This window comes from Nocardioides baekrokdamisoli (assembly GCF_003945325.1).
GTDB lineage: Bacteria > Actinomycetota > Actinomycetes > Propionibacteriales > Nocardioidaceae > Nocardioides > Nocardioides baekrokdamisoli.
The window spans coordinates 1,181,123-1,192,539 of the sequence record NZ_AP019307.1; the positions used below are offsets into that span (position 1 = coordinate 1,181,123).

Consider the following 11,417-nt stretch of genomic DNA (forward strand, 5'->3'; position numbering starts at 1 on the left):
CCGCGCGCCGAGATGCAGACCTTCCTCCCCTACCCGTCGTTCGCCGAGAGTGCGCGCGTGCTGGATCGTGCTCGTCTGGGCAAGCAACGGGTGGAGACCCTCCAGATCCTGCAGGTCCTCACCGGCAACCGCCTGGTCAGTTCGGTGCGTCGCGGCGGCGGTCCTCCCGCTCCCCTCCCGCGGGACCGCTGGCATCTGGAGGCTCGGCGAGCGACGGGATGGTCACATCACCCAGCGGTGCTGATGTGGAACGGTCACATCCAGGGGCTGCTCGACTATCAACGGGCCATCTGCACCGAATGGACCAGCCGCGGCTATCGCGACTCCTGCTGGGAGAAGTCGGCGTTCCTGGTCAACGCTTCTGGGTTCTCACCGGATCCGATCCTGCTGCCCTCCTGGTGGGGTTCGCGGCGCTTCCACGCGGCCCATCGGGGGACGTTGCTGGCCAAGGATCCCGACTGGTACGGCCAGTTCGGATGGTCCGACTCCCCCGACCCTGACGGCCTCTGGCCGAGCTCTCGCTCGTGATGTGACCGGGATCACGCGGGTCCTTGGTCATACCGACGGTATGCCGAGCGTTCCCTTAGTGGAGGCGCTGTCCGTCGCCGACGCCCTCGGGAGGATCACTGTGTTGCTCGAACTGATTCGGAAGTTGCTCGGCCTGCCCAGCGCCGAGCAACGCGCCGTCTGCTGAAGCAGATGCGAGAGGGCCCGTTCCAACAGGAACGGGCCCTCTGTCGTTGCACCGCGTGGCTACTTCGCGACGGCGATGGGACTCGTGGTCGTGCCTGAGTCGAGCGCCAGGATGCAGACGGCGTGCTTGTTCGAGTCCCACGTCTCCTGGGTGTCCGGATAGAGCGTCCACGGGGAAATGGCCTTGCCCTTGTCCGCTGGGGTCAACTTCATGTTGGTGCGCAGATAGTTCGCGCAGGTCTTCTGAACCTCCGCACCAACGGCGTCAGAGCCGGGGAACGAACCAGAGAGGTCGTACGCGTAGAAGACCTCAGCCTGGTGAGCCTGGCTGCATGGCACGACATTCAGGTCCGACACCTTGGTGTTGCCGCCAGTCATCGTGGGAAGGCAGTCGCCCGTGCGGAGGGCACCGACTTTCGAGTCACCACCTTGGGTGACGTTGCCTGAGGCGTCGCGCTTGGCGTGGCTCGACGAACTGACGGCGACGATGATGGCGACCACCACGGCAACCCCGATGAGGGAGAAACGGTCCCACGGGCTCGGATGCAACGTCCTGCCGTTCAGGAGCCTCGCCGCCTCGACCTTGTCCACCTCTTGCTGAGCCCAGCCCTGCTCCGTCAGCGTGGCGCGTACGAACTGGCCTTTGAAGGCGACGCGGAAGATGAAGAAGACCGAGAAATATCGGTACACCAAGAGCAATTTCGAATGCCCATCGAGTGGCGCTTCTACTGACCGCCGGCCCCAGCCCCAAAGAATCACGTGCAAGTCCTGTCTGATCGGGTGTTCTGTGTTCGCGAGTCCGAGGACTCATGTGCCTGGACGTTCAGGCGTGACTCGGACGCCCGTAGCGCTGTACGCCACAGACGGAGATGAGTTGAATCAGGCCTCGGCCGATTCCGCGGGCGGCGGGGTGGGTGCACCCTCAACCGGCGTCGGGCTCGGCGCGGGAACGTACTGCGCGCCCTTCGCTTCACGACGCGTACGCAATCCGCCACGAACCGTGCTGAAGATCAGTACAACCGGCAGGATGAACGCCTTGAAGAAGATCAGGTACGTGCCGCCGTGGAACATCCAGCCCAGGTAGACGCCATAGCCGACGAACCCGATGCCGAACACCAGGTTCAACAGCTTCGCGCTCGGCTTGGCGGCCAGACCGGCCAGGACGCACATCGCGATGCCCGTGCCGATGAGAAGAACGACGTACCACGAGAACGTGGAATTGTCGGTGAAGTCAAGGTTGCCCATCAGGCTGCTCCGATCGCAGGTTCACTGCCGGACCCCCCCCGGCTCGCGCAACCGTAAACCCTCAGGGCGAGGTTTGCGAACCGTTTCGCGAGTTCCATCGTCGAGCAGAGCCGCCATACGCATGCAGAAGGGCCCCGTCCCAACCGGAACGGGGCCCTTCTGTTGTCCTGGCGCCTGAGATCAGCTGCAGCCGCTGGTGCTACCGCAACCCTCGCAGACGTAGCAGCTACCGGCCGGGCGCATCTTGGTCCCGCAGGTGAAGCAGAGCGGGCTGTCGACGGCCGTACCCGAGATGATCTCGAGCAGTTCCGCGGTCGTACGCGCCGTGGTCTCGACCGGAGCGGCCGTGGCTTCAGCGACCGGCTCGGCACCGGCGAGCGGCTCCGGAGCAGTCGCGTCCGAGATGACCGCCGGGGCGGCGATCAGTTCGGCGGCCGAGGTGCCGTGCGTCGTGATCGCGTCGTAGGACCCCGTCTCCAGGTAACGCTGACGCTCGTCGGCCGAGAAGATGCCCAGACCGGCGCGCTTCTCGTACGGCAGGTAGTCAAGAGCCAGGCGGCGGAAGACGTAGTCCATGAGGGACTTGGCCATCCGGATCTCCTCGTCGTCGGTGAAGCCCGACGGCTCGAAAGCCAGGTTCGTGAACTTGGAGGTGAAGTTCTCCAACGGGACGCCGTACTGCAAGCCGATCGAGACCGCGATCGAGAAGGCGTCCATGACACCGGCCAAGGTCGAACCCTGCTTGCCGAGCTTGAGGAAGATCTCGCCGAGCGAGCCGTCGTCGTGCGCACCCGAGGTCATGTAGCCCTCGGCGCCGCCGACCGTGAAGGACGTCGTACGCGAGACGCGCGACTTCGGCATCCGCTTGCGCGTCGGGGCGTAGACGGTAACCGTCTCAACCTTCGGCGCATCAGCCGCAGCAGCCGCGTCGGCAGCATCCTTGGCGTCCTTCTTGGCCTTGCCACCACCGTCGGCGAGCGGCTGGCCGACCTTGCAGTTGTCGCGGTAGATCGCGGTGGCCTTGAGGCCGAGCTTCCACGACTCCATGTAGACGTCTTCGATCTCCTCAACCGTCGCCGACTCCGGCAGGTTGACGGTCTTGCTGATCGCACCCGACAGGAACGGCTGGCACACAGCCATCATCCGGACGTGGCCCATCGGCTTGAGCGAGCGGGCGCCCATCGCGGTGTCGAAGATCTCGTAGTGCTCGGTCTTCAAGCCCGGAGCGTCGATGACGTGACCGTGCTCGCCGATGTACTCGACGATCGCCTCGACCTTCTCCTCGTCGTACCCGAGCTTCTTCAGCGCCCGCGGGATCGTCTGGTTGACGATCTGCATCGAACCGCCGCCGACCAGCTTCTTGAACTTGACCAGCGAGAAGTCCGGCTCGATGCCTGTGGTGTCGCAGTCCATCATGAAGCCGATGGTGCCGGTCGGCGCGAGCACCGAGGCCTGGGCGTTGCGGAAGCCGTTGGCCGCGCCGAGCTCCTGGACGTCCGCCCAGGCCTGGGTGGCCGCCTTGTGCACGATGGCGTCGGCGATGTGGAGCGTACGCACCGCGTCATTGGCCGCCTGGTGCTTGCGCATGACCCGCTTGTGGGCCTCCGCGTTGCGTGCGAACCCGTTGTACGGGCCGACGATCGCGGCGAGCTCGGCCGACCGCTTGTACGACTGACCGGTCATCAGCGAGGTGATGGTCGCAGCCATCGATCGACCGCCCTCGGAGTCGTACCCGAGACCCATCGCCATCAGCAGCGCGCCGAGGTTGGCGTACCCGATGCCGAGCTGGCGGTAGTCGACCGTGGTCTTGCCGATCGACTCCGTCGGGAAGTCCGCGAAGCAGATCGAGATGTCCATCGCGGTGATGATCAACTCGACGGCCTGCGCGAAACGCACCGCGTCGAAGGTCTCGTCGTCCTTGAGGAACTTGAGCAGGTTGAGCGAGGCCAGGTTGCAGGACGAGTTGTCGAGCGACATGTACTCCGAGCACGGGTTCGACGCGGTGATGCGGCCAGTCTCCGGGTTCGTGTGCCAGTCGTTGATCGTGTCGTCGTACTGCAGACCCGGGTCGGCACAGGCCCACGCGGCCTCGGAGATCTTGCGGAACAGGTCGCGGGCGTCAACGGTCTCGATGACCTCACCGGTGGAGCGGGCCTTGAGGCCGAACTCCTTGCCCTCCTCGACCGCACGCATGAACTCGTCGCTCACACGGACCGAGTTGTTGGCGTTCTGGTACTGGACCGAGGTGATGTCCTTGCCACCGAGGTCCATGTCGAAGCCGGCGTCGCGCAGCGCGCGGATCTTGTCCTCTTCGCGCATCTTGGTCTCGACGAACTCGAGGATGTCCGGGTGGTCGACATCCAGGACGACCATCTTGGCTGCACGACGGGTCGCGCCGCCGGACTTGATCGTGCCGGCCGAGGCGTCAGCACCACGCATGAAGGAGACCGGGCCGCTGGCGGTGCCACCGGACTTCAGCAGCTCCTTGCTCGAGCGGATCCGGGAGAGGTTCAGGCCAGCACCCGAGCCACCCTTGAAGATGAAGCCCTCTTCGCGGTACCAGTTCAGGATCGAGTCCATCGAGTCGTCGACGCTCAGGATGAAGCAGGCGGAGACCTGCTGCGGAGCGGACGTACCCACGTTGAACCAGACCGGGGAGTTGAAGGAGAAGTACTGGTTCACGAGCAGGTAGGTGAGCTCGTCGGAGAAGGTCTGGGCGTCGACGGCCGTACGGAAGTAGCCGTGCTTGATGCCCGCCTCGGTGTAGGTGTCCACGACGCGGTTGATCAGCGTCTTGAGGCTGGCTTCACGGTTGTCCGCGCCGACGGCGCCACGGAAGTACTTGGTGGTGACGATGGTCGAAGCGTTGATCGACCAGAAGTCGGGAAACTCCACGCCCAACTGCTCGAAGACCGTCTCGCCGGTCTTCCAGTTCTTCTGGACGACGTCGCGACGCTCCCAGTTGATCTCGTCGTACGGGTGCACACCCTCGGTCGAGAAAATCCGCTCGATCGTCAGCCCCGCGCCTGAACCCTGGGCCGCGCTCGTCGCGCTGCTCACCGTCTCCGTCATGTCTTCTCCCCTGGATCTCAAACTTCGTATCTGAACTGCATTGCTGGTGGTTGCCCAGGTCGGCACGCTTCCCCACGGCCGACCTGGGCGGTCTGTGTGCCCCTAGGGGGCGGGTGTTGCCTGGAGCTGTCGCTCCGTCCGCATCAACGCGATCTCGTCCTCGAAGTCGGCCGCGGACTCGAAGGACCGGTAGATCGACGCGAATCGGAGGTAGGCCACCTCGTCCAACTGCCGCAACGGAGCCAGGATCGCGACGCCGACCTCATGGGCCGGAACCTCCGCGTACCCCTCGCCGCGCAACGTGTTCTCGACCGTCTGGCCGAGCATGGCGAGCTGATCCTCGGTGACCGGTCGGCCCTTGCACGCCTTGCGTACGCCGGCCACGGCCTTGTCGCGCGAGAAGGGTTCCGTCGCACCCGAGCGCTTGAGGACGGTCAACTGCATCACTTCTGTCGTGGTGAAGCGCTTGTCGCACTCCTGGCAGACGCGGCGCCGACGGATCGACTGTCCGTCGTCGGCGACACGGGAGTCGAGGACCTTGGTGTCGCAGTGACGGCAGTACGGACAGTGCATGACCTCGCTCCTCTCGGTTTCTGGAAACCGCTTTGTCCACCGATGTGATCTTCGTCCTGTGGATAACCAGCGAATCCTGTGAATTCTTCCGGCTGATCTGTGGATGGGGATCGGTCGATTGTGAACTAGATGTGGAAAACTACATCCGTGTAACTACTAGATGTAGTGGTGACCTTACGACTTCAGCACTAGGGGCGCAAGGCCTGCTGAGAACTTCGGCGTGTCGGAGTCCAAACGCGAAGGCAAACGTACGAGGGGCGAACCCGTTTCTTCCCCATGAAGGTCGGTTGACACCAATACGCCCCATCAGGTCGGGACCAGAAGGTCGCCCTCGCTCACGCCGCGCCCGACCACGCCTCGTATGTTCTGGCGACGTACCTCATACGTCGTCAGAACACATCGAGCCGCATACGAGTCCTCAGCAGTCAGGCCCGATGAGTGCGTGACGCCCTGATCGCCCCAGGCTTGCCAACCGGTCGCATGACGTATGCCGCGAACAGTCCAACGAGCGCGATCCCACCAACAAGCAAGGCGACGGAACCGACGGTGTCGTGGCCGCGAGCGAGCCCGCCGACACCGCCGCCGAACAGAATGACGAGCAAGAACAGGAGCGTGCCCCACGCGCGGTAGCCACTGCCGAGGCCAGGCAGCGGGTTGCGCCGCCGTCGGATCCAGCCCAGGCGATGGGCTACACGTCGGTCGCGCACCATGCACAATCTGCCAGACGATCGGCCCGCCGGAACGCAGAACGACCCTTGCCCGCCTTGGCGGCAAACAAGGGCCGATCTGTTTGTCACGAGCGGCGAGCCATATGCCTACAGGCAACGTTTCTTCCCCAAGAACGGGCTCGCCCCTCGCAGTGGCGCCTCACGGCACCGTGTTTCCCCCGGTCGTACGCCCTGGGGTCGAATCAGCGCGTACGCGGCTTGTGCGTCAGGCAGGTACGCGCAGCACCTGACCGGCCTGGACGCTGTCCGAGCTCAGCCCGTTCAGCTTCATGATCCGGTCCTCCATCGCGGTGACGTCGCCGTCACCGGCGGCGCGAGCCGCGACGTTCCACAGCGAGTCGCCCGGCTTGACCATGACGGTGTGCGTCCTGATGACGCCGGCATGCTCTCCCGCGCTGGCGATCTGGCTGCCGAGCACGGCGAGCGCAAGCAGACCCAGAAGGACGGCAACGAAGACCACCAGGCGACCACGGCGCGTCAGCCGGACGGTGCGGGCCGCCGGAGCAACCACCGTCAACGCCGGACGGGCCGGGCGGACCATCACGGACTCGATCGTCATTGCGCTCATGTGAATCACTCCTGGGGAAGTAGGAACTGCCTTCTGGGATGAGGTCTATCGGCGACCACCGACAATTTCTGGAGCCCAGGTGTCGGTCGATCTCGATCGGCTCATCGTTCGAACATGTGTACGACTATAGAACACGTGTTCGATAGAGTCGAGGATTTCTTCGAACATTCGTTCGTACGGCGTGTCGCACGGATGTTCGAATTCCGTCGTCCTGCCGACACGCCGCGAATCGAACAGATGTTTGAACGGCCCGGTCCTCGCGGCGTACGGTGCTTCCATGACGAAGGACACCAGCGACCTTCTCGGCGAGGTCAGCGAATTGCCGGACGGCCCAGCCGACGCCTCGGGACTGACCGCGCGACAGCAGCGCATCCTGACGACGTTGCGCGAGCACATCGAGCGCAAGGGCTACCCGCCGAGCATGCGCGAGATCGGCGCCGCGGTCGGCCTGACCAGCAGCAGTTCGGTCGCGCACCAACTGAAGGTCCTGGAGCAGCACGGCTTCATTCGTCGCGACCCGAACCGTCCGCGCGCCCTCGAGGTCTTCCTTCCCGAGGTGCTGGCTGCCCGACAGGCGCGCATCGAGCCCGATCACTCGGTCGAGCGGACGTTCGACGAAAGCGGCTACGACGTTTTCCCGACGGCGGTGAACGTGCCTCTGGTCGGCACCATCGCGGCCGGCACCCCGATCCTTGCCGACGAGAGGACCGAAGCTGTATTCCCGCTGCCCAAGGAACTCGTCGGCGACGGTCAGCTGTTCCTGCTCAAGGTCAAGGGCGACTCGATGATCGAGGCTGCCATCTGCGACGGCGACTACATCGTCATCAAACAGCAGAACACCGCCAACAACGGCGACTTCGTCGCGGCCCTGCTGGACGACGAGGCCACCGTCAAGGAGTTCCAGCGCAAGAACGGTCAGACCTGGCTGCTGCCGCACAACAGTTCACTGGACCCGATCGACGGCACGTACGCCACGATCCTCGGCATCGTGACGGCGGTTCTGCGCACCATCTGACCATCGAGGGCCGCCATCGCGGAGCTCAGTTCTGTCGGTGGCGCGACATAGGATTTCGGGCATGCGTCGCCTCGGCCTGCTGCTCACGGTCTCGCTCCTGCTCGGCGGGTTGAGCGCGCCAGTTGAGGCTGCGACCAAGCCGGTGCCACACCTCCCGAATGTCGGGGGGCCGGTGTTCATCAACTACGGCTCGCACCACCTGGATTCCGGAGCCCGACCGAAGGCGCCGCTGGCTCGTACGTCGGTTCCCCAGGGCGACGTCAGTTTCGACACCAGCCAGCAGTGCACCGTCGGCCTGGCGGTCAACGTCTGCGTGAACTACACGACATCCGGTGCCAACGCAGCCACCTCGCAGTTCGTCAGCGACATGGTCGCGGCCTACCAACACGCCGAGGACGTCTACACAAGCTCGGGCTACAAGGCGATCGAGGCTGATCCCAATTCCGGCAACGCCACGCCGTCGATCAATGTGTTCCTCGTCGACCTATTCACCTGGCAGAGCGGCGCCTACAAGGGCGCGTACGGCTTCACGGCACCCGCGGCCGACAGCCCCACAGGCGGCACCGACGGTCCGGCGTACATGGTGCTGGACAACGATTTCAGTTGCGATCAACACAGCCAGACCGGGTTCCCGGACAGTTGCAACAACCCGTACACATCCACCCAGGTGATGCAGGCGACGGTCGCGCACGAGTTCTTCCACGCGACTCAGTTCGCCTACGACGTGGACGAGGACCGCTGGTTCATGGAGGCGACCGCCGCGTGGGCCGAGACGCAGGTCTACCCCGCAGTGAAGGACAACTGGCAGTACCTGGACGCCTCGCAGTGCGGCGTCGTCGGCACGCCCTGGCTGCCGCTCGACGACAACTCTGGCGGCGGCAGCGGCTGCTACAACATGTCGGTCTACCAGGACTTCCTCTGGTTCCAGTACCTCACGGAGAAGTTCCCGGCGAAGACCGGTTCGATGCCGTCGCTGATCCTGAACGCATGGCGCTACTCCGACAACAGCCACAACGCCGCGCGGTACTTCTCGATCAGCGCCATCAAGTTCGCCTTGGCGCGGGTCAGGGCGAGTTTCCCGGCGACGTGGCTCGCCTTCAGCGCCGGCAACCGGCACCCGCGGAGCACGTACGCGCAGGGCGCCCACTATCCCGCGTCGGCAGCTGCCTGGAGCAGGACGGTCTCCCCTAGCAACCTCAGCCCGACCAAGTTGTACGGGGGCGTACGCCACCTGGCGTCCTCGACCTTCGTCCTGATGCCCCAGAGCCTCCCAACCACCGAGCGGGTCCACCTCGCGATCCGGAGCACCAACCAGGCCGTCTCGGTGGCGGGCGTGACCCTCTACTACAAGAACGGCGCCATCCGGACGTACCCGCTGACGTTCTCGAACGGGGTGGCGGTCAAGAACGTGGGCTTCGACAGCGCGTCCCTGCTGCGGATCGAGCTCACACTCGCCAACACGGCATCCACCTACACCGGCTGTTGGCAGCAACAGGACGGCTACTCCTGCCGCGGCACGCCCACCATCGACAGGGTCGGCCTCAGCTGGAGCGCGTCGTTCTATCACCTCTGAGTCAGAGGTCAGCGATCACACGGCCGCCATCGCCGAGAGCCGCTTCAGAGCTCCCCGGACAGCAGCGGGATCTGTGGTCGGCCAGAGCGGCGGAAGGCTGGCTTTGAGGAAGGTGCCATACCGAGCCGTCGCCAGTCGCGAGTCCAGGATCGCGACGACTCCCTTGTCGTCGTGCGTACGAATCAGCCGGCCCGCCCCCTGAGCGAGGAGGAGGGCGGCGTGGGTGGCCGCGACCTGCATGAACCCGTTGCCACCACGCTCGTCCGCAGCCTTCTGACGAGCCGACATCAGCGGGTCGTCGGGTCGCGGGAACGGGATCCTGTCGATGATGACGAGTTGGCAGGTGTCCCCCGGAACGTCCAGGCCTTGCCACAGCGACAGAGTCCCGCACAGCACTGTGTGCGGGTCCGCGACGAACTGGGCGGTGAGTTCAGGCAGTTGCGCGTCCCCCTGAGCCAGGATCGTCAGGTGCGGCAACCGCGTACGCAGCGCCTCCGCAGCAGCGTCGGCGGCGCGACGGCTCGAGAACAACCCGAGCGTCCGTCCGTCAGCGGCGTCCACCAACTCGGCGATCTCGTCCAGCTGCGCCGGACCCAGACCGTCGCGCCCCGGCGGCGGCAGGTGGCGGGCGACGTAGAGAATCCCCTGCTTGGAGTAGTCGAACGGGCTACCCACGTCGAGAGCCTCATAGGAACCGGCAGGCAGGCCGAGGCCGGCGGCCACCGGGGTGAAGTCGCCGCCGAGCTTGAGCGTGGCGCTCGTCAGCACGACCGCCTTGTCGGCCAGCAGTTTGTCTCGCATCTGCAGGCTCACGTCCAGCGGCGCGGCGACCAGTCGCGGCGGCATCCGGTCGGTGCCCTCGTTGATCCACAGGACGTCGGACTTGGTGTTGGCAGCCATCCGCTCCGCGATCGCGAAGACGTCATTGAGCATGCCCTTGGCCTGGGTCAGCGCGGCGTCGTCGGCGTCCTTGGGCATCGCGCTCGCGCACGTACGCGCTGCGTCGCGAACGACCTCGAGCGCGTCCGACAGCTCCTGGGGCAAGGTCTCGAGCCGTCCTGCCTTCTGGTCGAGGATCACGTCCTTCAGGGCATCGGCGGCGTCCGAGAGGTCGTCGGCCTCCGACCCTGCGACGTGGCGCCGCGCGCGTCGCGCGGCCCGGTCGACGTCGTTGGCCGCCAACTCGGCGGTCGCCGCCTGGGTGACCCGGGCGACGAGCTCGTGCGCCTCGTCGACGACCACGGCGTCGTACTCGGGAATCATCGGAATGCCCTCGATGGCGTCGATGGCGAGCAGCGTGTGGTTGGTGACCACGACATGGGCCCGCTGGGCGGCCTCCTTGGCCTTCTCGGCGAAGCACTCGTCTGCGAACGGGCACTTGGAAGCGCCGAGGCAGTCTCGTGAGGAGACGCTGACCTGACGCCATTCGCGGTCGTTGTGCCGTGGCGCGGCGTCGCGATCGCCGGTCCCCCGGTCCTTGACCTGGTCCTCGGCCCAGGCGCGCAGCTCCAGCACCTTCTTGGCCATGTCTCCCATGGGGATGTCCATCGACAGTGTGCCGGCGTCGTCCGGCACTCCCTCTCGGATCCGGTGCAGACAGGCGTAGTTCCCACGGCCCTTGAGCACCGCGAACGACCGGTCCAGACCTGGGAGGTCCGAGGTCGCCTCGACGAGTCGCGGCAGGTCCCGCTCGACGAGTTGGTGCTGCAGGGCCAAGGTCGCCGTCGCCACCACGACCCGTTTGTCGTGCAGCAGGCTCGGGACCAGATAGGCCAGCGACTTACCGGTGCCGGTGCCGGCCTGGACCAGCAGGTGACGTCCGGATTCGAAGGCCTCACCGACGGCCTCCGCCATCTGCACCTGGCCCGTACGCTCCTGCCCTCCGAGCGCGGCGACGGCCTTGCTCAGCAATTGGGCGACGGGGCCGCGTTGTTCAGAGGCGGGGGGCAC

Annotated in this window: 11 protein-coding genes; 4 read left to right on the forward strand and 7 right to left on the reverse strand. The window is 65.6% G+C overall.

Annotation, left to right across the window (positions count from 1 at the left end; all coding sequences use genetic code 11):
• The first annotated feature begins 12 nt into the window (after positions 1-12).
• Together KCTC_RS05700 and KCTC_RS14655 are read left to right on the forward strand one after the other, a co-directional pair.
• The gene (locus KCTC_RS05700; RefSeq protein ID WP_125567579.1) at positions 13-528 is read left to right on the forward strand and encodes a pyrimidine dimer DNA glycosylase/endonuclease V; all 516 of its coding nucleotides are present in this window, start codon (positions 13-15) and stop codon (positions 526-528) included.
• Between the two features lies 1 nt (position 529).
• Positions 530-694, forward strand: coding sequence for a hypothetical protein (locus KCTC_RS14655; RefSeq protein WP_164512491.1), 165 nt, complete (start codon positions 530-532; stop codon positions 692-694).
• 59 nt (positions 695-753) lie between these two features.
• On the opposite strand, the gene KCTC_RS05705 is transcribed toward KCTC_RS14655, so the two are convergent.
• The 6 genes from KCTC_RS05705 to KCTC_RS05730 form a co-directional block, all read right to left on the reverse strand.
• Complete coding sequence (locus KCTC_RS05705) at positions 754-1,383, reverse strand: septum formation family protein (protein ID WP_125567581.1); 630 nt, start codon at positions 1,381-1,383, stop codon at positions 754-756.
• 189 nt (positions 1,384-1,572) lie between these two features.
• Complete coding sequence (locus KCTC_RS05710) at positions 1,573-1,938, reverse strand: hypothetical protein (protein ID WP_125567583.1); 366 nt, start codon at positions 1,936-1,938, stop codon at positions 1,573-1,575.
• 180 nt (positions 1,939-2,118) lie between these two features.
• Positions 2,119-5,010 (reverse strand): vitamin B12-dependent ribonucleotide reductase, encoded by a 2,892-nt coding sequence (locus KCTC_RS05715; protein ID WP_125567585.1) that lies wholly within the window; start codon positions 5,008-5,010, stop codon positions 2,119-2,121.
• A 102-nt stretch (positions 5,011-5,112) separates the two neighbouring features.
• Positions 5,113-5,583: a transcriptional regulator NrdR gene (nrdR, locus tag KCTC_RS05720; RefSeq protein ID WP_125567586.1), complete on the reverse strand. Its 471-nt coding sequence runs from the start codon at positions 5,581-5,583 to the stop codon at positions 5,113-5,115.
• Between the two features lie 425 nt (positions 5,584-6,008).
• The gene (locus KCTC_RS05725) at positions 6,009-6,290 is read right to left on the reverse strand and encodes a hypothetical protein (RefSeq protein WP_125567589.1); all 282 of its coding nucleotides are present in this window, start codon (positions 6,288-6,290) and stop codon (positions 6,009-6,011) included.
• Between the two features lie 226 nt (positions 6,291-6,516).
• A complete protein-coding gene (locus KCTC_RS05730) occupies positions 6,517-6,879 on the reverse strand; it encodes a LysM peptidoglycan-binding domain-containing protein (RefSeq protein WP_125567591.1) in 363 nt (120 codons plus the stop codon).
• 277 nt (positions 6,880-7,156) lie between these two features.
• Here KCTC_RS05730 and lexA point away from each other — a divergent pair, with 277 nt between their 5' ends.
• The gene (gene lexA, locus KCTC_RS05735; RefSeq protein WP_125567593.1) at positions 7,157-7,894 is read left to right on the forward strand and encodes a transcriptional repressor LexA; all 738 of its coding nucleotides are present in this window, start codon (positions 7,157-7,159) and stop codon (positions 7,892-7,894) included.
• A 61-nt stretch (positions 7,895-7,955) separates the two neighbouring features.
• The gene (locus KCTC_RS05740) at positions 7,956-9,467 is read left to right on the forward strand and encodes an MXAN_6640 family putative metalloprotease (protein WP_125567595.1); all 1,512 of its coding nucleotides are present in this window, start codon (positions 7,956-7,958) and stop codon (positions 9,465-9,467) included.
• Positions 9,468-9,482: 15 nt separating this feature from the next.
• Here the strand turns inward: KCTC_RS05740 and KCTC_RS05745 are convergent, their stop codons facing one another.
• A complete protein-coding gene (locus KCTC_RS05745; protein WP_408636109.1) occupies positions 9,483-11,417 on the reverse strand; it encodes an ATP-dependent DNA helicase in 1,935 nt (644 codons plus the stop codon).

Coding starts and splice junctions, on each gene's coding strand:
- KCTC_RS05700 (WP_125567579.1), top strand. CDS start 13: ATGCAGACCTTCCTCCCCTACCCGTCGTTCGCCGAGAGTGCGCGCGTG.
- KCTC_RS05710 (WP_125567583.1), bottom strand. CDS start 1,938: ATGGGCAACCTTGACTTCACCGACAATTCCACGTTCTCGTGGTACGTC.
- KCTC_RS05715 (WP_125567585.1), bottom strand. CDS start 5,010: ATGACGGAGACGGTGAGCAGCGCGACGAGCGCGGCCCAGGGTTCAGGC.
- nrdR (WP_125567586.1), bottom strand. CDS start 5,583: ATGCACTGTCCGTACTGCCGTCACTGCGACACCAAGGTCCTCGACTCC.
- KCTC_RS05730 (WP_125567591.1), bottom strand. CDS start 6,879: ATGAGCGCAATGACGATCGAGTCCGTGATGGTCCGCCCGGCCCGTCCG.
- lexA (WP_125567593.1), top strand. CDS start 7,157: ATGACGAAGGACACCAGCGACCTTCTCGGCGAGGTCAGCGAATTGCCG.
- KCTC_RS05740 (WP_125567595.1), top strand. CDS start 7,956: ATGCGTCGCCTCGGCCTGCTGCTCACGGTCTCGCTCCTGCTCGGCGGG.